Below are 25,727 nucleotides of genomic sequence, written 5' to 3'. Positions count from 1 at the left end.
TGGCGGCCGAAATCTCGTTGGCAACGTGTGGGCGACTCGGATATCGTCACGAGCGTGTATGTAGGCACCGCGATGATGAAGCCTTGGTCGCTCCGCTGACGGCGGCGATCCGAGTTCTCACAATCTTCTGACGCCGCCGTCCGGGTAGTCGTGCCGGGCGGTGATCGTGCCGTCCCGGCTTCCTCTCGAGCCGCGGAGAACCAGTGTCTACTTCCCTCACGGGCCGATCCGGCCTGTCCACAACCAATCACCAGAACGTTTCGTCCACCGACCCGCTACCCGCGGGTGCGCACGCACACATCCGAGCGACCTCGGTCCACGTGGCCCTCGGGTCGCGACCAGTTCTGGCCGACGTCTCCCTCACGGTGTCGACCCGCTCACGCCTCGCCATCGTCGGTGAGAACGGGCGCGGCAAGACCACGCTGTTGCACGTGCTCGCTGGACTGCAGCCACCGGATGGCGGGACCGTCGGCAGAGTCGGAACGATCGGTGTCGCTCAGCAGGCCATACCCTGTCGCGCGGAGGAGACTGTCGGCGCGCTCGTCGCCGAGACCATCGAACCGGCCACGCGGGCATTACGGGAGCTGGATACCGCGACGATCATGCTCGCGGACAGCGCGCCGGGAGCCGACGACGCCTACGCGGCCGCGTTGGACGCCGCCACCCGGCTCGACGCCTGGGATGCCGAACGCCGAGTCGACATCGCGCTGGCCGCACTGCGCGCGTGCGCGGACCGAGAGCGCCCCTTGACGACGCTGTCTGTCGGGCAACGCTATCGAGTTCGATTGGCGTGTTTGCTGGGCGCCCCACACGACATCCTGCTGTTGGACGAGCCGACGAATCACCTCGACCGGGACGGATTGGACTTTCTCACCGAACGCCTGCGTAGCCACTCCGGCGGGCTGGCGATCATCAGTCACGACCGCGCGCTGTTGCGCGACGTCGCCGACGAGTTCCTCGATCTCGACCCGAGCAAGGACGGTCGACCGCAACTCTTCGCCGGAGGTTACGCGGGTTGGCAAGAAGGGCGGCACCGTGCTCGCGACCGGTGGGAACAGGAGTACGAGGACCAACTCGCCGAGCGCGCGCGCCTGCGGGACGCGGTCGCGGGCGCGCGCGACCGGCTCAGCACCGGTTGGCGTCCCGACAAAGGACACGGCAAGCACCAGCGCCAGTCCCGAGCTCCGGGTCTGGTCCAGGCGCTGAAGCGACGCCAGTCCGAGCTCGAGGCGCACACCGTCACGCTGCCCGAACCGCCCCTGCGACTGCGGTTTCCCGATCTGCCCGTCCGTCCAGGCACGCCTCTGCTCCGCTGCGACGACATCACCGTGGCAGGACGATTGGACTCCCCCGTCACGCTTTCGCTGGATGCGGGCGAACGGCTCGTCGTCACTGGTCGCAACGGCGCGGGCAAATCCACACTGCTCGCCGTGCTCGCCGGTGAAGTGACGCCGTCCACCGGCAGCACCCACCACCATGCCGCCACCCGAATCGCCCTTGTCGGCCAAGAAGTTCCGGCATGGGAGCCCGATCTGACCGCACAGGACCTCTACGACCGCCACATCCGCATGCTCGAGTTGCACCACGACGTCGAACCGATACCGCTGACCTCGACAGGCCTGCTGGACAAGCAATCGCACCGCACCCCCGTGGGCCGACTGTCCCAAGGGCAGCAACGCAGACTCCATCTCGCCATGCAGCTCGCCTCCCGCCCGATGGTGCTCCTCTGCGACGAGCCCACCAACCACCTCTCGGGGTCCCTCGTCGACGAACTCACCGCCGCGCTGTCGGAGACCCCGGCCGCGGTCGTCGTGGCCACCCACGACCGGCAGATGCTCGCCGACCTCGCGGATTGGCCCCACCTTCCCCTCGAGTCCAACATCGTCGACGACGAGGAACTGGTCTAGGGTGTGTGGGTGCGCGGCGAGGCCCGCACAGTCAGTGAGGCGTGATCAGCGGTACGTTCCGTGGTTTTTCCACCGAATCGAAAGGCGCTGCATGGCAAGGAACTTGACGCAACTCGAACTTCTGACGGAATTGGAACCGGTTGTCGCGGCCAATATCGACCGGCATCTGGCGACGGCCAAGGAATGGTGTCCGCACGACTACGTTCCGTGGGACGAGGGCCGCAACTTCGCGGCCATGGGCGGCGAGGATTGGGATCCCGCGCAGTCACGGCTCTCGGAGGTCGCCAAGATCGCGATGATCACGAATCTGCTCACCGAGGACAATCTGCCCTCCTACCACCGCGTGATCTCCGAGAACTTCTCGCGCGACGGCGCATGGGGCACCTGGATCGGCCGCTGGACCGCCGAGGAGAACCGCCACGCCATCGCCATGCGCGACTACTTGGTCTGCACCCGCGCTGTCGATCCCGTCGCCTTGGAGAACGACCGGATGGTGCATCTGACCCGCGGTGTGCACACGCCGCCGGGCTTCGGCGGTGTGTGCGATCAGATCGCGTACGTGACGTTCCAGGAGTTGGCCACCCGGGTCAGCCATCGCACCACCGGACGAGTCTGCGACGACCCCGTCGCCGACCGGATGCTGCAGCGCATCGCGGCAGACGAGAACTTGCACATGATGTTCTATCGCAACATCGCCAAAGCCGCGTTCGACATCGCGCCGGACCAGGCGATGGAGTCGGTGACCATGGTCGTGAAGTACTTCGCCATGCCGGGCGCCGGCATGCCGAACTGGCGCCGCAACGGGGTGATGATGGTCAAGCACGGCATCTACGATCTGCGCCAGCATCAGGACGAGGTCGTGTTGCCGGTCCTGCGCATCTGGGACGTGTTCGACCGCAACGACTTCACCGCACGCGGTGAACGCAGCCGGGAAGAACTCGGCGAGTACCTCGACAAACTGTCCCGCGACGTCGTCCGTTTCGAAGAACAACGCGAGCGCATCCTCGCCCGCGAAGCGGCGCGAGTCGGTTAGCGCGCCAAACGATTTCGCGTCAGCGCGGCCGCGCCCTTTCCAGCCGGGCGACGACCGCGTCGAGCGCGAGATCCATCGCGTAGTCGTACTCCGCCTGGCTGTCGAACCGCGCGAGATAGGGCGCGGCCTCGGCGACGGCCGGGAGTCCCGACTGCTCGAGTGCGGCCCGGCGCGCGGCGATGCCCGCCGCGTCGTCGGTGCCGTAGGTCGGACCCGCGTTCACTTCGCGAAGCAGGGTTCCGATGAGCGCGGCGAGCACGGTCCGCAGCATGTGGACGGCTTCCTCGGGGTGGCAGCCCGCGGCGCGCAGTATCGCCAGAACGGATTGGATCGGCGCCAAACCCTCGAACGAGGCGAGCTGTCGGGTCAGAACCAGGGCGGCGGCTTCCGGGTGCAGTAGCGCGCGATCGCGAAACGCGTCGGCGATGGCGCGTAGATCGCCGCGGAGGTCGCCCTCGCGCGCAGGCAGCGCGATCGAACCCAACTGGTGCTCGGCAACCGCGTCGAGCAGTCCGTCCTTGCCGTCGACGTGGTTGTACAGGCTTTTCGGGTCGACGCCGAGTACCCGGGCGACGGCCCGCATGCCTACCGCGCCGACGCCCTCCGCGTCGATGACTTCGAGGGTCGCTTCGACGATCGCCGCTCGGGTGAGCTGACTGGCGCCTTTGGGCGGTCGTCCGCGGCGGGCGGTGGGGGCTTGGGTCATGGCGTCATTGTTCCGCACCCTCTTGCATTAATCCACATCGTGGGTATAAATTCGCGGCAGCAGTAAAACCCACACCGTGGATTTTGGAGTTCAGAATGCGTTTTCCGTGGGGTGACATCGCCGACCTTCCGACCGTCGGGGACCGCATCGACACGTTCATCGATATCGCGAAGGCCGACGAGACCCCCGGCGCCCGGTTGCGCCTCGCCCGTGAACGGGCACGGTCGTTCCGCCGTGAGTTCCCGAGCACCGGCACACCGGACAGCGTCACCACCTGCGATCTGGTGACGCTGCCGTATCCGACGCGGTTCGGCTTGTTCCGGGCCTCGTTGGCGATCGCGCCGTTTCTGTCGATCACCAACCGAATGTTGGTGATTCGCTGGCACGACTCCGACGGTCGGCGCCGAACGCTGCTGTTCGAGCCTTCGGACTTCGAACTCGGCAGGTACACACCGTATTTCGACAACCTGTCGCAGCGGACGCCGCGTGTCCTCGAACGACAGGTCGTCCGCGAGCACGGCACGGTGCTCGCGCATCTGGAGCGGTTGGGGATCGAGCCGGACGAGGTCGACTACCTGATGTTCGACCACTTGCACACCCAAGACCTGCGTCGCTGGATCGGCGCGACCGCGCATCAGGACGATCTCGGCGGCACGCCCCGGGCGATCTTCCCGAACGCGAAGGTGATCGTGCAGCGCGACGAGCTCGCCGCGATGGCCGAACTGCATCCGCTGCAAAAACCGTGGTATCAGCCCGCCGCCTACCGCGACGTCCCCGCTGAGGCGTTCCTGCCCATCGAAGGGTCGATCGTGCTCGGCCCCGGCGTCGCCGTCGTCAAGACGCCCGGCCACGTGTTCGGCAACCAGAGTCTGGTGGTCAACACCTCGACCGGGATCTGGGTCAGCAGCGAGAACGTGATCGCGGCCGAGGCGCTCACCCCGGAGCACTCGCGGCTACCGGGTGTGGCGGGCTGGGCGCAGCGGTGGCAGCAGGAAGTCGTGCTCAACGCGAACACGATCGAGACCACCGCCGATCAGTACAACTCGATCGTCCTAGAGAAGACGCTGGCCGACCGCAGCCAGGCCGACTCACGGTTCCTGCAGTTCTTCCCGTCCAGCGAGCTGACCGGCGCGTGGACCAATCCCGGCACCCGGCCGACCTTCAGCCACGGCCGCATCACCCACGACTCGAGCCTTTGAGGAGGACTCTGTGCCATCACGATTCGAACTGCCGCCCGAAGATGTGTTGCGGGCCCGCGAGAAACTCGTCCTCGATCATTTCCACGACGAAGTCCGCCAGGACTGGGACGCGACCTTGTCGACGTTCCCGCACCCGCACTACGAGCTGATCGCGCAGATGCTCGTCCACGACGGCGACGGTGAGGTGCGCGACTACTACCGCGACACCCGCGTCGCCTTCCCCGACCAGGACCACGAGATCATCGCCTTCCGTCACAGCCACGACGCGGTCGTCGTCGAATTCTGGCTCCTCGGAACACATCTCGGACCGCTCGGCAAGATCCCGCCGACCGGCTCCAAGCACCGCACCAGAATGACGGCGTACTTCGTCTTCGACGAACACGAGAACCTCGTCACCGAGCGGATCTACTTCGACCAGCTCACCATCCTGAAACAGCTGCTCGGCGCAATCGACAAACGCAGCCCCCGTGGGCTTTTGAAGCTCGGCCGAGCCGTCGCCGGAGCGCTCGCCACCGCCGGATCCGAACCCGACCCGCGCCTGCTGACCACCACCCCGCCCGACCTCGGCGACTGACCGCCACGCTTCACGGACGATCGTTACGGGCTCTCGCGCAGCAGATACACCAACTCGCCTCGGCCCGTCTCGATCGAAAACGCCATCGGGTTTGAGTGTTCGCCATCGCAACCCCCGTGTTCGCGATCCACCAATGCGTCGGAGGCGAAGTCGGACTTGTTGTTCGCACCCCGCACATGCTTCGGTTGCACGTCTACGGCTTGCAGACGTTCGCCGTGTGGCGCGCGAAGGAGTACAGGGAACGATGGTTCGCTCGGGCGATCGGATGCACGCCTATCTCATCGACCAGGTCAACATGATGCTGCGGCGGCCCCAAATGTACGGCGGTGAGCCCGCGCTCTGGACGACCTTCGATCACCTGTTCTTCCTCGAGGACGAGGATCGCGGCCGGGCGGATCTGTGGGAGTCCTGGCGCGAGCGCAACGCCTTCACACCCACTGGCCCCAAAGGTGCTCTGCAACGCCACCTTCCAGGCAACGATCTCGCGCACGCGCTGGCATCGATGTACGCGGAGGCCGCACGGAACAGAGGGTGGCTTCGGCTGGATCGCATCTTGACAGCCGACGAGTACGTCGAAATTCGCGAAGCCATAGCATCGTTCACCGGCCAGGACCGCAGCTACAGCGACGTCATCGACACCTTCGGCGAGCCGAGCGTTCTGTTCGGTAGTTCGAATCGGTTATACGGCAAGACACTCGCCTACGCGACTGCCGACGCCGCCGATCCGATGGTGGTCTGCCATCTCTGGAATGGTGTAGACGAAGGTGCGGAACAACACTGGCCGCGCAAGTACCCGGAGCCGCTCCTCTTGGCGATCCGTTACGGCACAGGCTCCTTCCCCGCCACCTTCTCCTTCACTCCCAAAGGCCGACGGCTGCGGCCGCAAAGCGGATAATAGGCCTCGATAGCGATCACTCCCCCGGGGGACCGGCTCGAAGCGGACTGCTACAGCTGCGGCGAGTCGAGCTCGCTGACCAGCCAGCGGCCGAAAACGTTGTCGACAGTGGCGGTCATGGTGATCGCAGGCGGCCAGCCGCGCGTCCTCCGCGGGCCTGTCAAGCCGCAGGTTGTCGATGATGCCGTGTCAGACCTCGGCTGGGCGGCTACACCCGGGTTCGTGGTGCAGTCCGAGTCGCTAGTCGCCAGCGGTGTCGAAGGCGTCGAGGATCTCCTCGGCCGCGAGCGCGGCGGTGAGCGTTCCCTCGCGCACCTGCTTTTCCACTTGTGCGCGAATCGCTTTCACGTTCGGGTTGTCGGCCAACCTGCGCAGCAGCTGGTCGTGCACCATCGTCCAGGTCCAGTCGACCTGCTGACGGCGGCGCTTCTCGTCGAACTCGCCCGCGTCGGTGAGCACCCGCCGGTGCTTCAGTACCGTGTCCCAGAACTTGTCCAGGCCAACGCCTTCCAGGCCGCTCATGGTGAGCACCGGAGGCCGCCACAGCGCGTCGTGTGGGTGGATGAGGCGCAGTGCACCGGTGAGCTCGCGCGCGGCGGCCTTGGCCTCGATCTCGTGCTTGCCGTCGGCCTTGTTCACCGCGACGAGGTCGGCGAGCTCGAGCACACCCTTCTTGATGCCCTGCAACTGATCTCCGGTGCGGGCCAGCGTCAGGAAGCAGAACACGTCGACCATGTTGGCGACCGTCACCTCGGACTGGCCGACGCCGACGGTCTCCACCAGGATCACGTCGTAGCCCGCCGCTTCCAGCAGCACGATGGTCTCGCGAGTCGCCTTGGCAACGCCGCCGAGCGTGCCCGCCGTGGGCGAAGGCCGGATATAGGCGTTGCGCTCCACCGAGAGTCGCGCCATCCGCGTCTTGTCGCCGAGGATGGAGCCGCCGGTGCGGGTCGAGGACGGGTCGACGGCGAGCACCGCGACCCGATGCCCCTTGCCGATCAGGTACATGCCGAGCGCGTCGATGAACGTCGACTTGCCGACGCCGGGAACACCGGTGATGCCGACCCGATTCGACAGCACCGCGTTCGCGGAGCCTTGCGCCTCCGGCGTCAGCTTCAGCAGCAGCTGCTGGGCCAGCGCCCGATGGTCGGCCCTTGTCGACTCGACCAGGGTGATGGCCCGCGCCAGGGCGGCCCGCTCGTTGTTGCGGACCGCCGTGGCGAGTGCGTCGACATCGATGGTGCGGCGCACCGCTCCCCCACGCGGAGAACCTGCTTCACTCATTCGGCGGCGGACTCCGCGGCGCCGCTGCCGATCTCGTGACCGAGCTCGGCGGCGAGCTTCTTCAGCAGATCGATCGCCGCGTCGGCGATGACGGTGCCGGGCGGGAAGATCGCGGCGGCGCCCGCCTGGTAGAGCTCGTCGAAGTCACCGGGCGGGATGACGCCGCCGACGATGACCATGATGTCGGGTCGTCCGACATCGGCCAGCGCCTGCCGCAGGGCGGGCACCAGCGTGAGGTGGCCTGCCGCCAGCGAGGACACACCGACGACGTGCACGTCGTTGTCGGCCGCCTGCTGCGCCACCTCTTCGGGGGTCTGGAACAGCGGGCCCACGTCGACATCGAAGCCGAGATCGGCGAAGGCGGTGGCGATCACCTTCTGCCCTCGGTCGTGTCCGTCCTGACCCATCTTCGCGACGAGGATGCGCGGCCGACGACCTTCGGCCTCGGCGAATTCCTCGACGAGTTCGCTAGCCGTGGTGATGTTGGTGACCTTCCCTGCCTCGTCGCGGTAGACACCGGAGAGGGTGCGGATTTCGGCCTGGTGGCGGCCGTAGACCTTCTCCAGCGCGTCGGAGATCTCGCCGACGGTGGCCTTGGCGCGCGCCGCGTCGATCGCCAGCGCCAAGAGGTTGTTCTCCATACCGCCTTCGGAAGACCTTGCCGCGCGGGTCAATTCGTTCAGCGCCCGCTCGACGGCCGCGGGGTCGCGGTCGGCGCGCAGCTGCCGCAGCTTCTCGATCTGCTCGGCGCGCACCCGCGAGTTCTCGACCTTGAGGACCTCGACCTCGTGGTCCTCCTCCACCTGGTACTTGTTGACGCCGATCACCGGCTGCTGGCCGGTGTCGATGCGCGCCTGGGTGCGGGCGGCGGCCTCCTCGATGCGCAGCTTCGGGATGCCTTCCGAAATCGCCTGCGCCATACCGCCGTGCGCCTCCACCTCGGCGATGTGCGCGCGGGCGCGGTTGGCCAGCTGGTGGGTCAGCCACTCGACGTAGTACGAGCCGCCCCACGGGTCGATCGGCCGGGTGGTGTTGGACTCCTGCTGGATCAGCAGCTGGGTGTTGCGCGCGATGCGGGCGGAGAAGTCCGTCGGCAGCGCCAGCGCCTCGTCGAGGGCGTTGGTGTGCAACGACTGGGTGTGGCCCTGGGTCGCGGCCATCGCCTCGATGCAGGTGCGCGCCACGTTGTTGTAGGCGTCCTGCGCGGTCAGCGACCAACCCGAGGTCTGCGAATGGGTGCGCAGGGACAGCGATTTCGCGCTCTTCGGCTCGAACTTCGCGACCAGCTCGCTCCAGAGCAGCCGTCCCGCACGGAGTTTCGCGACCTCCATGAAGAAGTTCATGCCGATGGCCCAGAAGAACGACAGCCGCGGCGCGAACTTGTCGACCTCCATGCCCGCGTCGATGCCCGCCCGGATGTACTCCACGCCGTCGGCGAGGGTGTAGGCGAGCTCCAGATCGGCCGTGGCTCCGGCCTCCTGGATGTGGTAGCCGGAGATGGAGATCGAGTTGAACTTCGGCATCTTCGCGCTGGTGTAGGCGAAGATGTCGGAGATGATCCGCATCGAGGGCTTGGGCGGGTAGATGTAGGTGTTGCGGACCATGAACTCCTTCAGAATGTCGTTCTGAATGGTCCCGGCCAGCTGCTCGGGCGCGACGCCCTGCTCCTCCGCCGCGACGACGTAGAGCGCCAGGATCGGCAGCACCGCGCCGTTCATCGTCATCGACACACTCACCTGATCGAGGGGAATGTGGTCGAAGAGCTGGCGCATGTCCAGGATGGAGTCGATGGCGACGCCCGCCATGCCGACATCGCCCTGCACGCGCGGGTGATCGGAGTCGTAGCCGCGGTGCGTCGCGAGGTCGAACGCGACCGACAGACCCTTCTGGCCCGCCTGCAGGTTGCGGCGGTAGAAGGCGTTCGAGTCGGCGGCGGTGGAAAAGCCCGCGTACTGGCGGATGGTCCACGGCTGGTTGACGTACATGGTCGGGTACGGCCCGCGCACGAACGGCGCGACGCCGGGCACGCTGTCGAGCGGATAACCCGCCGCGGCGACGGCATCCCGATCGGCCTTGGTGAACACCGGCGGCACCTCGATGCCCTCCGGGGTCGACCACACCAGTTGCTCGGGCGTGTAGTCGTTGGCCGCCGCAGCGCCCGCCACATACGCCTCGACCTGGGCGGCGTCGACCGCGGCAGGTTCGGGCGCGTGCTCGTCGAGCGGCACCTCGGCGAAATTGCCGATCACGTGCTTGATCTCACGCGTAGTCATCAGGCTCCCACCTTCTCCAGCAGGCCGGACAGCGCCGCCACCGCGTCGATCTTCGCGGCGAGGAATCCGTCCGGGCGCTGCGTGCCGCTCAGCTCGGCGACGGCCTTCGCCGCGCCCGCGAGCAGCACCGTTTCCACACCCGCAGCGCGCAGCGCGTCGACCGCCGCGCCCGCCTCCGCGCCGTAGCGCGCGTCCGAACCGCACAGAACCGCGATCGGTGCACCGGCTTCCGTTGCGGCAGAAGCGATTCCGTCCACGTCCAGCGGGCCGGGGTTGATCGATTCGATGCCGCCGGAGGCCAGCAGGTTCGCGATGAAGGTGACCCGCACATTGTGCTCGGCCACCGTGCCGAGCGGCACGAGCAGCGCCTTCGGCCGGGACCCGTTGGCCGCCAAATACTCGTCCGAGCGGTCGCGCAGCGCTTCGAAGGCCGCGCCGTAGCGGGCGACCCGGCTCGGCGTGCGTGCCGCCGAGGAGAGCGGCCGCTCGGCCAGGTTCGGGAACTCGTTGACGCCCGTCACCGCGGTCTTGCGGTGCGCGACATCGGAATCGCGGGCGGCCTTGGTGGCGGCGACGCGTTCGGCGAGCAGACCCGATTCCAGCGCGGCAAGGTAACCGCCCGCGGCTTCCAGCTCCTGCATGAAAGCCCAAGCCTTGGCGGCCAATTCGGCTGTCAGGTCCTCGACATACCAGGAGCCTGCGCCCGGATCCTGGACGTGGCCGAGATGCGACTCCTCCAACAGCAGCAGCTGGGTGTTGCGGGCCATGCGATCCGCGAACGACTTGGACACGCCCAGCTCGCCGGCGGGCAGCGCCGAGTCGAACGGCAGCACGGTGACGGTGTCCGCGCCGCCGACGCCCGCGCCGAAGGCGGCGAGCGTGGTGCGCAGCATGTTCACCCAAGGGTCGCGCTGGCTCATCATGGCCGCGGAGGTGACCGCGTGCTGCGGTGCGCCGCCGAAGTCCGGTGCGCCGCAGGCGTGCGCGACGCGGGCCCAGAGCTTGCGCGCGGCACGGAATTTCGCGATCGTCGCGAACTGGTCGTCGGTGGCGGCGAACCGGAATTCCAGCTGGCCCAGCGCGTCCGCGATGTCCTGACCCTCGGTCAGCGCCCGCAGGTACTCCAGGCCCGCGGCCACCGCCGCGCCGAGTTCTTGCGCGTCCGAGGCGCCCGCGTCGTGGAAGACGGTGCCGTCCAGGGTGATCGCGCGCACCGTCTCCGCACGGGCGACGGACTGGGCGGCCAGCGCGATGGCCTCCGACAGATCCGCGTCGGCGATGCCCGCGAAACGGCTGGTAAGAGGCGCCGCGCCGAGGGAGAGCCGAATATCGGCGCGCTGCGGCGCCTGGTAGGCGTCGAGCACCGCGAAAAGCGCTGCGGCGGCGGACGACACCTGCGCGCCCGCGTCCAGGGTGAGCGGCGCCAGCTCGAAGAGCAGGCCGTCCAGCGCCGCGGGCAGCTCGGCGACGGGAACACCTCGCTCGCCGACGCCGAGCCAGACCGCGCTGATGCCGTTCTCCAGTCCGGCAAGAATCTCGCGCTTGGCCGCGGCGCCGTCGCCGGGGCCGACGAAGGCGCTGACGTACCAGCCGCGATGCACGTCGCGCGCGGCGTCGCGGCCGCGCACGAAGGGAAAGGCGCCGGGCAACGGCAGCTCCGGCCGCTCGTCGCGCCGGGTGTAGAGCGGGGCGACGGTGAGCCCGTCGTAGGTGGTCTGCTCGAGCAGCTGCTCCGGCTCGTCCGGCAATTCGGCGACGTCGACCCTGCGCGCCTTGGCGAGCACACCCGCGACGCCTTTACGCCAGGCGGCATACTGGGGAACCGGATCCGTGCCCGCCGGACGCTCCGCGAGCCCGGCGCCCGGAGGCGGATCTGAAGCAATCGGCATAGCTGCTGTTCCTCTTCCACTCGACCACGGAGCGCACCCACAGATGTGCACCCGAACCGTCGCATTCGCCCAGCTCAGCGAGCACTTCGGTTAACGAGCATTCGTCCCGTTTCCATTGATGCTAGCGGCAGCGGCAGCGTCGGTTGACCCTGGCCGCCACTACCAACCGGTAACCTGTCGCGGGTGACCAGGCTGCTCCGTAACCCGCGTATCCTCGCCCTGCTCGTCGGCGTGGGTGCGCTGTTCGTCGCGGCGCTGCTCGTCCCGCTACCCGGTCCGACGCAGATCCAGCAGTGGGCGGACTCGGTCGGCTCGTGGTTCCCACTGCTGTTCTTCGGGGTCTACTCGATTCTCGCAGTGGCGCCGTTGCCGCGCACGGTGCTGACGGTCAGTTGCGGTGTGCTTTTCGGATCATTGCTCGGCACCGCGATCGCACTCTCGGCCACCGTTGTCGCCGCCGGGATGGCGCTGTTCCTGGTGCGCGTGCTGGACCGCGACCGGGTCGCCTCCCGGCTCACCCATCCCGCCGTGCGCGCCATCGACGAGCGGCTGGAGCGGCGCGGCTGGCTGGCCGTCGGTTCGCTGCGGCTGATCTCCTTCGCGCCGTTCTCGGTGGTCAACTACTGCTGCGGGCTCTCCTCGATTCGCTTCTGGCCGTATCTCGCCGCCACCTTCGTCGGTTCCGCGCCGGGCACCATCGCCACCGTCGTCCTCGCCGACGCGCTGACCGGTGGCTCCCATCCCGCCATGCTGGTCGTCTCGGGCATATGCCTGGCCATCGGCCTGCTCGGGCTCGTCGTGGACGCCCGCTGGCGGCCCGAGGTCCCGGCCGCCGAGTTCGAGCGTTCCGATGAGCTCGTGGTCGCGCGCGACTGACCGTCAGTCGACGGTCAGCTCGCTCGGCACGGCGATGACGTCGACCATCGCGCCGTTGCGCAGCACCGTGACGGGAACGGGACGGCCGATGGCGTCGGCGAACAGCTGACGCTGGATGCCCTGGGCGTCGCGAACCTCCTCGCGCGCGACGCTGAGCACCAGATCGCCGCGGCGCAGGCCGGCGGCCTCCGCGGGCGCGCCGCGCACCACCTCGACGATACGCACGCCCGCTCGCTGACCGGTCCGCTCGGCCACCTCGGACGGCAGCGGCGCGGGGACGCCGACCAGCCCGAGGTAGGCGCGGCGGACGCGGCCCTCGGCATGCACGATGGCAATGATGCGACGGGTGGTTGCGTTGATCGGAATGGCAAGTCCCAGACCGATTCCCGCGACGGCGGTGTTGATGCCCACCACCCGGCCCGCCGAATCGGCCAACGCACCACCGGAATTGCCGGGATTCAAGGCCGCGTCGGTCTGGATGACGTCTTCGATCACCCGTCCCGCGCGGCGCGAGGCGACCGGCACCGCGCGGCCGAGCGCGCTCACCACGCCCGCGGTCACCGAGCCCGCCAAACCGAGCGGGCTGCCCACCGCGACCACGAGCTGCCCGACGACGAGCTTGTCCGCGTCGCCGAGCACCGCCGCGCCCGGACCGCCGCCGCGGGCGCGCAGCACCGCGAGATCGGAGAGCGGGTCGACGCCGACCACGTCGAACCGGGACTCCACGCCATCGGCGAACACCACCTCCCCGTGCGACGCCGCGCCGATGACGTGCGCGTTGGTCAGCAGGAATCCGTCATCGGTGAACACGACGGCCGAACCGGTCCCCCGCCGGGTCCGCACGCTCGCCACGTGCGGCGTGACCGATTCGGCCACCGACACCACCGTTCGCGAGTACGCGTCCATCGCATCGTCCACATCGACCACCTTCTCGCCGTCGGCAACAGCACCTCCCAGGATGCCCCCGCCGGACGCGCCGCGCACCGTCTTCGTGGCGATCGTCCGCGGCGACCGAAGTCTTCAGTCGCCCAACCGATTTCCTGCTCCGAGGACGTCACATGACAGCGCGATCGACGCCGGGCCGTCAATACCCCTACACGCTCGCGACCATCTCCACGCTCCAGCCGGACGGCCGCTCGAAGCCAGGCTGCACAATTCCGTCGCGACGGCGAGTCGCCCGTTCAACGGCAGCACTACCACGATCGAACAAGCGGTGAAATAGCCCGCGAAAGGTGGCGCGCGGTCAGTTTTCGCGGGCGAAACCGAAGTGAATTCCGGGCGTTACAGCGTTCCGATCGACCACCGCCGGGTACCTCCCGCACGAGGCAGCACCGAATCGCGATCATCGATCCGGCGCCGATCGGGTCCGTTAAACTCCCCGTGTGGCGGAATGTGCCCATCCGGCCGAATGCCGCACGCCTCGATCATCTGCTTCACCAACGATTCCGAACAAGGAGTAATGCGAAGTGGATTACGCTGGATCATCCGAGGATCGGACAATACGCGCGCGTTGCCTCGTCGTACCGCCCGATCCCACGGGCGCACCGCGCGAGGTGATCAGAACGCTGGATGCCGTCGACCCGCGGGGGCCGCTGGTTCGCACCCTGGAGATGGGCGTCTGCGGGACCGACATCCAAATCGTGGCGGGGACCGAGGGACAACTTCCCACGGCGGCCGACGAAATGATACTGGGACACGAGGTACTCGGGCGGGTGGTGCACAGCGCGACGCCCGAGCTGCGAGCCGGTCAGTTGGTCACCTGCGTCGTCCGCGATCCGGACCCGGTGCCGTGTAGTCAATGCCGCCGAGGCAGGCCGGACTTGTGCAGCAACGGCTCGTGGAAAGAGCGCGGGATTCGCGAACTGGACGGTTTCATGGCGGAGTACTGGCGCGCGCCCGCGGACAAGCTGGTTCCCGTTCCGGAAGAGCTCGTCCACCTCGGCGTCCTGGTGGAACCCGCTTCCATCGTGGTCAAGGCGCTGGACACGCTGCGGCGGATGGACGAGCGACTGGGGACGTCGGATCCGTCCGGCAATACCTTGGTGATCGGCTGCGGCATCATCGGCCTGCTCACCACCGCGTTCCTGCGCTTGGCCGGTCACAAGGTCACCGTCGTGGATCCGGCCCCACCGAGTTCGCTCGCCGCCCAAGCGGCCGCGTCCTTCGGCGCCGAATATCAGTCCCACCAGTTGGCTCCCGGTGACATGGTGACGAATCAGGCGATCGCGGCGCACCGCGTCGTCATCGACGCGGCGGGCGTGGCGTTTCTGCCGCAACTGCTGGCGACGCACGGCGCGGAGAACGCGTCCTGCTGCGTCGTCGGCCTGCCGAGCGGCCAAGAGGCCACCGTGGACGGCGCCGCGCTGTTGGGCACCATGGTCAAGCGCAACCAGGTGCTGTTCGGCGTCGTCAATTCCTCACGGGTGCATTTCGAGCACGCGATCGAACTCCTGCGCGAGGTCGACGCCGCATGGCCGGGAATCATCGGCGGAACGACGACCCGAATTCCCTTCGACCGTTTTCGCGAAGCATTCGTTCCGCACGCGCGGATCGGCGCCAAAGATATTCTCGTCTTCTGAGGTGGGCGATCGAGGTATAGCGGCGAACGCCGCTATACCTCTTCGTATCCGATGATTCGAATATTGCTGTATTCGAGCCCGTCCAATTCACAGTGCACGACGACGAGAAAGTCTTTCTTCTCGCGAATCGAATTCCAGATATCGTTTCCCCGCGCCACCCGATCGAGCAGCGCGAGGGTGGCGATCAGCGTGCCGAAAGCCCAGACTCCGAACAGCGCCACGCACCGCTTACCGGTCGGCGTGCGACTGACCGCGATGAATCCGTAGTCCTCGAGCAGCGAGCCGTTCTCGTCTGCGGTGACGTCGTAACTGATCGAACCGTAGGACGCCACGTGCTCGGGGTATTTGATCTGGAACTTCGGGAAGCACCGTTTGAGCAGGTTTCCGGTCAACCGGTTGACGCTCGGCCCGCCGATGAGAATGGTCAGGCCGTGGGTGTCCTGGTAGGCGTCCTGGGTGCTGATACTGATCCGGTTCCGTTTGCCGAGTCCGCGCCAGGCCAGGACCGCCTCGGCGATGGCGCCGCCCTCCGCCATCGGCATCACGCGGACGTTCGGCGGCATCTCCGCCTTCTCGTCGGTGCCGTAGATCGACAGCCAGCCCGCGTGAAAATCGGGGATCACAATCTGAATGTCCTGACCCTCGGCCAGGACATTCAGGTGTCCGGATTTACGCCGGACCCGCGTCGCGTCGTAGAACCTCGTCACCCCGAACGTTGTGATCGCGACGATCAATCCCGACACGATGCTGAGTAGCCACGTAACCATCGAGCGTCGAATCCTGTCTCCAAGGGCCGCCATTCGGATGGTGCCAGTTTCGTCCCGCGGTGTCCTCGGATTCGCGGACTCGCACCGAAGTGGTCCGCGTCGCAGCCGAATCCACTAGGGTGCGCTCTGCGGTCGCGGCGGAAGTGCGGACAGCCACGCGTCGAGAAAGCACAGCGCCCACAGGATTCCGCTCTTGTCCTCGATTCCGCGCTCGTGCGAGTCGACAAGTGTGCGAACGAGTTTCGGGTCCAGGAGGTCGTTCGCCACCGGACCGGAGAGCAGGCCGCCGTGCAGGTGATCGCGCAGTGGGCCGCGGAACCATTCGGCGAACGGGATCCAGAATTTGTGCTTCTTGCGCTTCAATATCCGATCGGGCAAGTGCGGCGCGATACCGGCGCGCAGCATGGCCTTGCCGTCGAGGGCTCGATACCGCTGGCCCGCGGGCATTCCCGCGACGAAGGACATGACGCGCGGATCCGCGAACGGCAACACGCTGGTCAGCCCGGCGGCGCGGAAGGTGTGGTGATCCTTGCGGTACACCCCCTCGGTCAACCAGGTTCGCCACTGACCGAACAGCAATCGGTCCAGCGCGGAATGCGCGCGGTGTTCCTCGTACAGTTCCGCGAGGATGTCGACGGCGAGGTCCTCCGGCACGCCCAGCGCCCGGTGCACGAGCGCACGATCCGCCGCGCTGCCCAGTGCGATCTGGCCCAGGTAGAACCGCGCCAGGTCCCGCGAGCCCGAGGGCAAGTCGACGAGGTGGATGTCGTCGTGCGGCGACATCGGAAATCCCACCACCTCGTCGCCGCCTTCGCCGGTGACGATGTGCGTGCACGACAGCTGCGCGGCCCGTTCGGCGATCACCTGCGTGGCGACGATCGCCTGGTCGGCGTTCGGGCTGTCGAAGCCGCGCACCAGATCCGGCAGGCGTTCCACGGCCTCGGGCCCGACCGGCACCACCACGTGGTCGAAGCCGAACCGCTCGGCCACGAGCGCGGCGTATTCGGTTTCGTCGTACCCGGTCTCGCGGAACGACGCCGTGAAAGCCCGCGGCCGACAGCCCAGCCTGGTGGCGAGCACGGTGGCGTTCGTGCTGGTGTCGATCCCGCCGCTGAGCATCATGCCCAATCGCTCGTGTGGCGCGGCGTGGCGGGCCAGCGACTCGGTCAGCAGGTCGAGCGCCCTTGCCACCAACTCCTCGGGCGCGGCCGCGCCGACTTCCGACGGATCTGCCGGGCTGGGAAACGATGTCTGCTGCCGCACGTGGCGGTCTCGCCCGCGCTGGGTGACCACGGCGCCCGGGGGCACCCGCCGTACTCCGTCGAAGATCGAATAGGGAACGGGGACGTATTGGAACGTCAGATACAGAGCGAGGCCCTCGCGGGACAACCTTCCGGTCCCGAGGTCGTAGGGGCGCGAGCCGAACCCGAAACCCGAGGCGCGGTAACACGCGTTCCCGAATCCGCCGGGGTCGGCCACCAGGTGCGTTTCTCCGCGCGAGCGATCGTGCACGACGGCGACGTACTGTCCGTCCTGCCCGGCCACGGCCGCCATGCCGTGCGTGCGATACAGCGCGAGCAGTTCGGCCGCGCCGCCGCCCGAGCAGAGCCACCCGTCGAGAACGCACACCGCCTCGTCGGTCTCGTGGGTGGTGTATTCCGCGCCGTCGGCCGAGAGGACGATGTCGTCCACCTCGCATCGCCAGCCGCCGTAACCGCCGCCCTCCGAACGCGGTCGGACCAGAATCCCCATGGCGACATCCCTTCTACTTCGCGTCGACGCTTTCTTCCGGCGCGCCTCGACCACCGGCCCGCCCGACCCCGCGATAGCGCAGCCCCGCCGCCGCGACGACGGACGGATCGAGGGCGTTCTTGGCGTCGACGACAAGACAATTCGGCCGCGCGAGTTGCGCCACGGCGGTCCAGTCGAGGGCGAGAACCTCCGGGAACTCGGTCAGCACGAGGACGACAGCGGCGTCCAGCACGGCTTCCTTGATGCCGAGGGCGCGCCCGACCCCTGGGAACAGATCGGCGAAAGCCGCCGCGCTCAAGATCGGATCCCAGACCCGGACGTCCGCAGCGACGGCCCCCAGCGCGGGTACCACGGTCCGGCTCGGCGCTTCGCGCATGTCGTCGCTGTCGGGTTCGTAGAGCAGTCCGAGGACAGCGACCTCCGGCGGCGGTGCGCCCGCTGCCGCCTCACGCGCCACGATCTCGACGGGCAATCGCAGCTGACGGTCGTTCACCTCGGCGACCGATTCGAGCAGCGTCATGGGCCGGCCGGAACGCCGTGCGAATCGGGTCAGCGCGGTCATGTCCTTGGCGAGGCAGGAGTCCCCGTAGCCGACGCCGGGACGCCAAAACCCCTGTCCCATGCGGGGATCCAGTGATACGCCGTCGATCACCGCGTCCACGTCGATGCCGTGCTCGTCGCAGAAGTTGGCGATCTCGTTGGCGAAGCTGATCTTCGTCGCCAGGAAGGCGTTGCTGGCGTATTTCACCGCTTCGGCCTCGGTCGGGCCGATGACCAGCCGCGGCGCCGTCTTGTCGTGGTACAGCGCTCCGAGCACGGGCAGCAGTTCGCGGTTCCACAGGCCGAGCACGATGCGGTCGGGCGCGCGCCAATCGGCAAGGGCGCGGCCTTGGTTAAGGAATTCGGGATTGTGCGCGTAGCGCGGGCGCAGCGCCGGAAACCGCGTCGCCCATCGCTCGCTGGTGCCCGGCGGGATCGTGCTCTTCACGACGACGAGGTCCGGAAGCCTTTGGGCCGACAGCGTTTCCGAGAGCACGGCCTCCACGTGACGGAGATCGATCGCGCCGTCCTGGTCCAGCGGCGCGGAGACCGCGACGATCACGGCTTGCACCGGAACATCGAGCGCCTGCTCGAAGGTCGCCGTCGTGGTGAGCAGGGCTTCGGCGACGTCCGGCTCGTGGAACGGACAGCGCCGGTCGCGTAACAGGGCGATGCGGTTCTCGTCGTGATCGATGCCGAGGACGTCGTGTCCCGACGCCGCGAGTCCGAGCGCCGCCGTTAGCCCGACGTAGCCCATGCCGACCACTGCCACCTGCATCGATCATCTCCTTGCGCGAGCGACGTTGTGCCGACACCACATTTCGAGCATCAAGGCCTTGAACGAGAACGGAGAGCCGGCACCCGGCGGGAAGTCGGCGACCGACAGCCTGCGGGCCGCCGCTTCGGTCAGGATCCCGCGGCGTACCAACTCGCCGCCGGGCAACAGGTCGCCGTAGCTCCGCAGGTAAGCGGCGTGCCACTCGCGCAGCGGCGGCGAGAAGCTGCGCTTGGGTCGGTCGGCGACATGCGCGGGAAGGTACGCGTGCGCCACCTCCCGCAGCCGGTGCTTCGGCGGATCTCGATGGTCCGGTCGGGTTCTGCGTAGGCCGACGACGGCCTCCACCAGGCGGTGGTCCACGAAGGGCAGGCGCAATTCGACGGAGTTGGCCATGCTGAGCCGGTCGCACTGGGCGATGCCGTTCTCCCGCAGGTAGGTTCCGACGATCAGCCGGGTCAGATCGATATCGGGCCGATCGCCGGTCAGCGCGAAACCGGTCGGCGCCGCGTCGCGCATCGCTTCGCCGAAGTACCGCGGCGCCAACCGCTCGGCCTCCCGGAAATCCGGATCGAGTTCGTAGAACACCAGATTCCCGCGCGCCTCGCTGAGCGCGACGGCTTCCCGCACCCACCCGTAACCCCAGAACAGCTCGTCGGCGCCCTGGCCCTGCACCATCACCCGGACACCCGCCTCGGCCGCCGCGCGCAGCACCGCGTGATAGCACACGCCCGCGAAATCGGCGATCGGGTCGTCCAGCGCGGCGACGACGAGAGGCAGGTCGGCGGTCGCCCGCGCGGCGCCGATCTCGATCTCGTGGAACGGCATGCCGAGCGCGGCGGCCAGTTCTCTGGCGTGGTGTCGCTCGTCGTTCGCCGGTCGGCCCGCGTAACCCACCGAGAACGCCCGCACCGGTGCGGCGCAGAATTTGGCCGCGAGCGCGGCGGCGAGGCTCGAATCGAGTCCGCCGCTGAGCGAAATGCCCAGCGGCTGGGCCGTTCTGGTGACCAGCGGAGCGAGTTCGGCCAGGATCGCGCCGACTGTGTCGGCGCTCGAACCTTCGATCGGCTCCGCGTCCTCGAGCCGCCAGTAGGCGCGCGAGCGCACCCGCCAGGGACGGGTGTCCACGGTGACGACGTATCCGGCCGGGACTTTCCGCACGTCTCGCAGGATGCTCCGTGGCTCGGGCACGTACTCGAGGCGGAAGTAGTCGGCGACGCTTCCGTGATCGAGTTCGACCGGCACGCCCGCGACCGTCAACGCCTTCGCCTCGGAGGCGAACAGCAGTCCGTCCGGCCGTTCGGTGTAATAGAGCGGTTTCTCCCCCATCCGGTCGCGGGCCAGGGTCAGCCGACCGAGCCGTCCGTCCCACAGGGCGAAGGCGAACATGCCGCGCAAGTGATCGACCGCGCGGTCGCCGTGCTCCTCGTAGAGGTGCAGGATGACTTCGCAATCACCGTCGGTGGCGAAGACATGACCGCGTCGCCGCAGGCCGTCGCGCAATTCGGCGAAGTTGTAGATCTCCCCGTTCGCGATCAGGACCAGCGCACCGTCGGCGCTGCGCAGCGGCTGCGCGGAGCCGCCGGGATCGATGATCGCCAACCGGGTGCAGCCCAACGCTATCGAGTCCTCGGCGTACATCGCCGTCGCATCGGGCCCGCGATGGCGCAGCGCGCCCGTCATCGTCTCGACGAGGTCACCGCGCGACGGGAAGCCCGGTCTGGCCAGGTGGCCACTGATTCCACACACGGCCCGCTCCGTTCTTCCCACCCGCGGGTCAGTCGAATACTACCCGGAACCGCGTCGGCCATGGCCGGATCGCGTTTCCGACTTCAGCTGCGAGAGTGGCTTTTTCGGGGTGGGCTGCGGCGGCACCGTCAGGCGAGGGCCACGAGGTAGCAGAGCGCGAGCAGGGCGATGGACAGGAGCGCGGCGGACACGGCGAGGACCTTGACGGTTCGGGATTGCCGCAGCTCGAGGCGGATGAGCAGTGCCTGCTGGAGGTAGCGGGCGCGGTCGTGTTCGGCGACCGCGCGCTGGCGCACGTCCTCGATGTCGGCGAGCAGGTGGCCGATCGCGCCGCTCAGTTCCTCGGCACGGTCGCCGTATTCGGCGAGCAGGCGGCGGGTCGCGCGAGCGAGATCACGCTGGGTGTCCCGGACCATGGTGACGGCTTCCTCCGCGGCGTCCAGGTCGGCGACCGCGGCGCGCAGGTCGGCGACCTCGTGGGCCCGGTCGCCGTCGACGGCGGCGGCCATCTCGCGAGCGAGCGACTCCAGCCCCGACCGCGCGCGACCGAGCACGCCCTCGGCGGCCTCGTTCAGCGAGCGAAGCAGGGCGTAGAGCACGCCGTGCGGGGAACCGGCGAGGGCTGGTCGGCGGCCCATCTCGGCGACGGCGCGATCGAACGGCGCGAACGGTTCCGCGGATTGCGAGGTGACCACGAAGTCCCCGCCGAGCGCGAAGACGATCGTCTCGCGCCGGACCGCGTCGCCGCGCAGATAGGTCGCGGCGACCGGGAGGTAGACGAAATCGCCCGTCTCCCAGATCCGATCGGTGGTGCGGGTGAAGTCGATGCCGAGGCGTTCGCGCAACACCGCCGCGGTGTCCTCGTCCGACGCCGACAGCGGGATCCAGTGCAGACCGAGCACTTCGGTGTCGAAGCGGTTGGTCGGCGTGCCGAGCGAGCTGGTCATCTCGAACTCTCGATCGGCGTTCCGATAGTGACATCCGGCATCCGCCGCTCACCCCGCTTCGCTCGTCAGGCTGCTGTGTGGCGCGAGACGCGCCACCGTCCATTAGTAACCGGCGTCTCGGGCCCCGTCAATCGAGGCGACTGTGCGGTTCCCCACGCTTGGGACGCGTATTCGACGGGGCCGCACGCATTTTCGAGCAACACGATCGTCGCCGTCGCCCGCACCCCATGGAAACCCGTCGCGCCGCCCTATCCTTGGTAAATGAAGACGGAGGCGCTCGACGCGGTCGACCTCGGACTGCTGCACGCCCTCCAAGTGGACGGAAGGGCGCCGTTCAGCAGGATCGCGGAGGTCCTGTCCGTCTCCGATCGGACGGTGGCACGACGATTCGCGCGCCTGGCCACCACCGGCGCGGTCCGGGTGACCGGGGTGGCCGACAGTGGACGCACCGGAACCGCGGAGTGGGTGGTGCGCCTGCGGGTTCGGCCGCACCGCGCCGACGCCCTCGCGCACGCGCTGGCGGTGCGACCGGACACCGCCTGGGTGACGGTGCTGTCCAGCGGCGCCGAGATCGTCTGCGTCTTCCGCACCGCGGCCGCCGAGCCCGCGCCGCTGCCCGCGCTGGCCAGGCATTCCGACGTCCTCGGCGTCGACGCGCAGCGGCTGGTCCGCCATCTCACGCGCAGGCGCTGGCACGGCCGCACGTCCGCGCTGGACACCGATCAGGTATCCGCGCTGCACGCCGAGCTGCCGGTCGACGGCGGGCCGATCGCCTTGACCGACCTCGATCGACGCATGCTGCCCCGCTTGGCCGCCGACGGCCGGGCGAGCTATCCGGGCCTGGCCGGTGCGCTCGGCTGGTCGGAATCCGCGGTGCGGCGCAGGCTGGACGAGCTGCGGCGGGCGCGCGTGCTCCGGTTCGACGTCGAGGTGGACGCCGCGCTGCTCGGCTACACGTTCCAGTGCCTGCTGTGGCTGACGGTGACGCCCCGGCACCTCGCCGCGGTCGGCGCGGCGCTGATCGAGGATACGGAGATCGCGTTCGCGGGCGCGACCACCGGACCGCACAACATCATCGCCGTGGCGATCTGCCGCGACGTGGACGCGGTATTCGACTACGTCGTCGAGCGGGTTGGCGCACTGCCGGGTGTGGAACGACTGGATACCGCCCCGGTCACCCGGTACGCCAAGCGCGCGGCGCCCGCGCTCACCGCGCGGTGAAGAACAGACCCGCTCCATACGCGTCGCGACCGGAAACGAAGAATCCGTTCGCGGTGGTGCGGGTGGGGATGCCGCCGCGCTCCACCAGCCCGCGCGCTGCGGTCACGTCGTCGACGCGGATCGTCATCGCGGCCAGATAAGAAGGGGCCGGGGCGAATTCGCCGGGCAGCACGGCGGGGGCGTCGGCGGCGCGCACCAGTTCCAGGCGGACGTCCTTGTGCACGAGGACCGAGAGCGGACCCTCGTCGGCCCATCCCGCGCCGATCAGGTCGGCGTATCGCCGTGCGATGCCGTCGAATTCGTCGCCGTCGGCCACGATCAGCACCGCCGCGATGCCGCGCGCGCCGTTCGGATGCGACAGGTATCGCGGCTGGTGCACGTACTCGCGGGTGAGGTGTTGGGCGAGGCCGAGATAGCCCTCGGGCGTGCTGCGCGGGTCGAGGTGGACGGCGCGGGCCCGGACCGTGCGCACTCCCTCGACGGTGTCGACGTCGCGCTCGAGGCCGAGCACGCCCGAGGTTCGCATGCCCAGCGCCACGAGCCGTGCGTGGGTGGCGGCCGCGTCGTCGGTGTCGAGGTTCAGGATGCGGAAGCCTTCGTACTGATCCGCCATCGACTTGGTGTGCCAGGGGTCCGGTGCGGATTCGTCGACGATGCCGAGCAATTCGATATAGGACCCACCGAACAAGGCGCACAGATTCGCGGTGCATCCCGCCTGCGGCGCCTCCCCTGGCCGCGCGCTCAGCAGGTGCCGTGACCGCGGACTCAGGGTGAAACCCAAAAGGCGGTAGACGCGTTCGAGGCCGTCCAGGTCGCGGGTGAGAATGCCGGTGTGATGAATGGCGGTGATGTCGTCGGTCATGGATCCAGCCTGCTTGCTCGCGCCGACGAACACCCGCGGGCAGCGGCGGCACGCCGGATTCCGACACGGACACAGCGGCCACGGGCGGGTTCCGACGCCCCGTCAGGCCTTTCGCGTCGTACCGGCGGCGAACAGCAACGCGATCACGGCCAGCGCCGCGCCCGCGGCATAGAGGACGCCGCCGTGGCCCACCGCGAATCCGCCGAGCAGCGTGCCCGCGCCGATGCCCAGGTAGATGCACGAAGCGTTCAGTGCGACAACGAGACTCGCCTCGGCGGGCGCGGCCGCTATGAGGCGGTGCTGTTGCGCGGGCGTCTGGCACCACGCGCTCGCGCCCCACACCGCGGCGAGCACGCCGACGAGCACGGGCGCGACACGATCCGTGGCGGCCAGCAAACCGAGGGCGCCCAGCGCGACGGCCATGGCCGCGTACCCGCAGATCAGGACTCGGGTCGCACCCCAGCGGTCCGTCGCGTATCCGGAGGCGGTGTTGCCGAGCACCGCGCCGACACCATACAGGGCGAGCACCCACGACGTGGCCGCCGAGCCGATACCGACCTGCGCGAGCGCGGGGACGCTGTAGGCGTACACGACATAGGCGGCGGCCATACCGAGCACGGTCAGCGGTAGCACCGTTGCCACCCCGGGCCTGCGCAGTACCGCGAACCGCGCGCGCACCGGGACGCGCGGCGCGCCGGACAACGCGGCCACAGCCTCGCCGTTCGACGCCGACTGCCGCGCCGGGGTCAGCACCGCGGCCAGCCCCACCGCGGCGACGACGCACAACCCCGCCACCAGCGCCAAGGCCGAACGCCAACCCAGCACGCGCCCAACGAGATTGCCCAGCGGAACCCCCAGCGCGGTGGCCACGGTCAACCCGCCGACCACGGTCGCCAGAGCTCGGGCGCGCAGTTCGGGTGGCGCCAGCGCCGCGGCGACCGCCCCGGCATTCGGCGTGTAGGCCGCCGCGCCCGCGGCGGCGAGGACGCGGGTGCCGAGCAGGACCGCGAGGTTCGGCGCCGCGGCCGAGCCCAGGTTGGCCGCGGCGAGCACGACGAGCGCGCCGATCAGCAGCGCGCGGCGCGGCAGCGGCGCGGTCACGGCGGCCAGCACCGGCGAGAGCACGGCGTAGGCGGCCGCGAACACACTCACCGCGAGACCCGCCGCGGCGGTGTCGACGCCGAGCTCGGCGGCGGTGTCGGGCAGGAAGCCCGCCAGGATGAACGCGTCGGTGCCGACCGCGAACGTGCCGAGGGCGAGAACCGCGATGCGGCTCACACCATTTCGCTCGACCTTACGTTCGGCAACAATCGGGATATTCACTGTCCCTAATCTCCTCTGTAGAAAGCCCGGCCTCGCGACCGGGCGAAAGATCAGACGGCGAGCTGCTCGTAGAAGCGGCGCGCCCGCACGGAGGCATTGGGCGGGCTCTCGGCGATCAGATCGGCGAGCGTCCGCCCCGCGAGTTCGCGCCGCCACGCCAGCTCGGCGCGGCGCATCGTGGTCGCGATGCCGCACGGGCGCGCGAATTCGCTGGCCGCCGCCGTCGCCCCCGCGCCGCGCTGGCGAATCTCGTTGCAGGCGAACGCCTCGGTGCGCCCCTCCACCGCCACGACCACATCGAGCACCGTCACCCGCTCGGGCGCCATGGCGAGCCGATAGCCGCCGCGCGCGCCGGGCGTCGATTCCAGAATCCCTGCCCGGACCAACGGTTGCAGCCGCTTCTTGAGGTAGTCGGGCGGCAGCTCGAACATGCGCGCCAGGCGAGCGGTCGCGATCGGCGCCCGGTCCTCCAGCCAGGCAAGCACCAGGCAGCAGTGCAGCCCCCATTCGACGCCTTCACCCATGATCACAATCGGGATATTACAGATCCCGATTAAGCGCTGTCGACGCGGCGCC

The 25,727-nt window shown here is 68.8% G+C and carries 21 protein-coding genes; 8 read left to right on the top strand and 13 right to left on the bottom strand.

Features of this window, described 5'->3' with window-relative positions:
• Positions 1-203 precede the first annotated feature (203 nt).
• Both ABZV58_RS24180 and ABZV58_RS24175 read left to right on the top strand, forming a co-directional pair.
• Positions 204-1,907: an ABC-F family ATP-binding cassette domain-containing protein gene (locus ABZV58_RS24180; protein WP_355002420.1), complete on the top strand. Its 1,704-nt coding sequence runs from the start codon at positions 204-206 to the stop codon at positions 1,905-1,907.
• Positions 1,908-1,998: 91 nt separating this feature from the next.
• The gene (locus tag ABZV58_RS24175) at positions 1,999-2,940 is read left to right on the top strand and encodes an acyl-ACP desaturase (RefSeq protein ID WP_355002419.1); all 942 of its coding nucleotides are present in this window, start codon (positions 1,999-2,001) and stop codon (positions 2,938-2,940) included.
• 19 nt (positions 2,941-2,959) lie between these two features.
• Here the strand turns inward: ABZV58_RS24175 and ABZV58_RS24170 are convergent, their stop codons facing one another.
• A complete protein-coding gene (locus ABZV58_RS24170) occupies positions 2,960-3,646 on the bottom strand; it encodes a TetR family transcriptional regulator (RefSeq protein WP_355002418.1) in 687 nt (228 codons plus the stop codon).
• A 95-nt stretch (positions 3,647-3,741) separates the two neighbouring features.
• On the opposite strand from ABZV58_RS24170, the gene ABZV58_RS24165 reads away from it, so the two are divergent.
• From ABZV58_RS24165 to ABZV58_RS24155, 3 genes are all read left to right on the top strand, one after another.
• Positions 3,742-4,845, top strand: a complete 1,104-nt coding sequence (locus tag ABZV58_RS24165; RefSeq protein ID WP_355002417.1) for a hypothetical protein — start codon at positions 3,742-3,744, stop codon at positions 4,843-4,845.
• Between the two features lie 10 nt (positions 4,846-4,855).
• On the top strand, positions 4,856-5,419 hold the full coding sequence (locus ABZV58_RS24160; RefSeq protein WP_355002416.1) for an ester cyclase: 564 nt from the start codon (positions 4,856-4,858) through the stop codon (positions 5,417-5,419).
• Positions 5,420-5,663: 244 nt separating this feature from the next.
• Positions 5,664-6,314 carry a hypothetical protein gene (locus ABZV58_RS24155; RefSeq protein ID WP_355002415.1) on the top strand — a complete coding sequence of 217 codons (651 nt, stop codon included), beginning with the start codon at positions 5,664-5,666 and terminating at the stop codon, positions 6,312-6,314.
• A 240-nt stretch (positions 6,315-6,554) separates the two neighbouring features.
• On the opposite strand, the gene meaB is transcribed toward ABZV58_RS24155, so the two are convergent.
• The 3 genes from meaB to ABZV58_RS24140 are packed head-to-tail and all read right to left on the bottom strand — an operon-like array spanning position 6,555 to position 11,760.
• Positions 6,555-7,598 (bottom strand): methylmalonyl Co-A mutase-associated GTPase MeaB, encoded by a 1,044-nt coding sequence (meaB, locus tag ABZV58_RS24150; RefSeq protein ID WP_355002414.1) that lies wholly within the window; start codon positions 7,596-7,598, stop codon positions 6,555-6,557.
• Positions 7,595-9,871 carry a methylmalonyl-CoA mutase gene (scpA, locus tag ABZV58_RS24145; RefSeq protein WP_355002413.1) on the bottom strand — a complete coding sequence of 759 codons (2,277 nt, stop codon included), beginning with the start codon at positions 9,869-9,871 and terminating at the stop codon, positions 7,595-7,597. Before scpA ends, meaB begins: the two co-directional genes overlap by 4 nt.
• Positions 9,871-11,760 carry a methylmalonyl-CoA mutase family protein gene (locus ABZV58_RS24140; protein ID WP_355002412.1) on the bottom strand — a complete coding sequence of 630 codons (1,890 nt, stop codon included), beginning with the start codon at positions 11,758-11,760 and terminating at the stop codon, positions 9,871-9,873. The genes scpA and ABZV58_RS24140 overlap by 1 nt, the downstream gene beginning before the upstream one ends.
• 183 nt (positions 11,761-11,943) lie before the next feature.
• On the opposite strand from ABZV58_RS24140, the gene ABZV58_RS24135 reads away from it, so the two are divergent.
• Positions 11,944-12,636, top strand: a complete 693-nt coding sequence (locus ABZV58_RS24135) for a TVP38/TMEM64 family protein (protein WP_355002411.1) — start codon at positions 11,944-11,946, stop codon at positions 12,634-12,636.
• Between the two features lie 3 nt (positions 12,637-12,639).
• Here ABZV58_RS24135 and ABZV58_RS24130 read toward each other — a convergent pair whose 3' ends face one another.
• On the bottom strand, positions 12,640-13,542 hold the full coding sequence (locus ABZV58_RS24130) for a trypsin-like peptidase domain-containing protein (RefSeq protein WP_355002661.1): 903 nt from the start codon (positions 13,540-13,542) through the stop codon (positions 12,640-12,642).
• 647 nt (positions 13,543-14,189) lie between these two features.
• Here ABZV58_RS24130 and ABZV58_RS24125 point away from each other — a divergent pair.
• Positions 14,190-15,215 (top strand): alcohol dehydrogenase catalytic domain-containing protein, encoded by a 1,026-nt coding sequence (locus tag ABZV58_RS24125; RefSeq protein WP_355002410.1) that lies wholly within the window; start codon positions 14,190-14,192, stop codon positions 15,213-15,215.
• 32 nt (positions 15,216-15,247) lie between these two features.
• Here the strand turns inward: ABZV58_RS24125 and ABZV58_RS24120 are convergent, their stop codons facing one another.
• The 5 genes from ABZV58_RS24120 to ABZV58_RS24100 form a co-directional block, all read right to left on the bottom strand.
• The gene (locus tag ABZV58_RS24120; RefSeq protein WP_355002409.1) at positions 15,248-15,982 is read right to left on the bottom strand and encodes a hypothetical protein; all 735 of its coding nucleotides are present in this window, start codon (positions 15,980-15,982) and stop codon (positions 15,248-15,250) included.
• A 114-nt stretch (positions 15,983-16,096) separates the two neighbouring features.
• On the bottom strand, positions 16,097-17,734 hold the full coding sequence (locus ABZV58_RS24115) for an asparagine synthase C-terminal domain-containing protein (protein WP_355002408.1): 1,638 nt from the start codon (positions 17,732-17,734) through the stop codon (positions 16,097-16,099).
• 13 nt (positions 17,735-17,747) lie between these two features.
• A complete protein-coding gene (locus ABZV58_RS24110; protein ID WP_355002407.1) occupies positions 17,748-19,052 on the bottom strand; it encodes a nucleotide sugar dehydrogenase in 1,305 nt (434 codons plus the stop codon).
• 3 nt (positions 19,053-19,055) lie between these two features.
• Positions 19,056-20,798: an asparagine synthase (glutamine-hydrolyzing) gene (asnB, locus tag ABZV58_RS24105; RefSeq protein ID WP_355002406.1), complete on the bottom strand. Its 1,743-nt coding sequence runs from the start codon at positions 20,796-20,798 to the stop codon at positions 19,056-19,058.
• A gap of 128 nt (positions 20,799-20,926) precedes the next feature.
• Complete coding sequence (locus ABZV58_RS24100; protein ID WP_355002405.1) at positions 20,927-21,745, bottom strand: CorA family divalent cation transporter; 819 nt, start codon at positions 21,743-21,745, stop codon at positions 20,927-20,929.
• A gap of 261 nt (positions 21,746-22,006) precedes the next feature.
• On the opposite strand from ABZV58_RS24100, the gene ABZV58_RS24095 reads away from it, so the two are divergent.
• Entirely contained in the window at positions 22,007-22,966 is a 960-nt protein-coding gene (locus ABZV58_RS24095; protein WP_355002404.1) for an AsnC family transcriptional regulator, read from the top strand.
• On the opposite strand, the gene ABZV58_RS24090 is transcribed toward ABZV58_RS24095, so the two are convergent.
• The 3 genes from ABZV58_RS24090 to ABZV58_RS24080 all read right to left on the bottom strand — a co-directional run bounded on the left by ABZV58_RS24090 (position 22,953) and on the right by ABZV58_RS24080 (position 25,675).
• Entirely contained in the window at positions 22,953-23,828 is an 876-nt protein-coding gene (locus tag ABZV58_RS24090) for a VOC family protein (protein WP_355002403.1), read from the bottom strand. The genes ABZV58_RS24095 and ABZV58_RS24090 overlap by 14 nt on opposite strands.
• Before the next feature lie 102 nt (positions 23,829-23,930).
• Positions 23,931-25,106 carry an MFS transporter gene (locus ABZV58_RS24085; RefSeq protein WP_355002402.1) on the bottom strand — a complete coding sequence of 392 codons (1,176 nt, stop codon included), beginning with the start codon at positions 25,104-25,106 and terminating at the stop codon, positions 23,931-23,933.
• 95 nt (positions 25,107-25,201) lie between these two features.
• Positions 25,202-25,675, bottom strand: coding sequence for an Rrf2 family transcriptional regulator (locus tag ABZV58_RS24080; protein WP_355002660.1), 474 nt, complete (start codon positions 25,673-25,675; stop codon positions 25,202-25,204).
• Positions 25,676-25,727: the final 52 nt, after the last annotated feature.

It is taken from the genome of Nocardia sp. NPDC004654, assembly GCF_040609595.1.
Taxonomy (GTDB): domain Bacteria; phylum Actinomycetota; class Actinomycetes; order Mycobacteriales; family Mycobacteriaceae; genus Nocardia.
The sequence above is the reverse complement of the archived record's forward strand: the minus strand, read 5'-3'. Positions and strand labels throughout refer to the sequence as shown.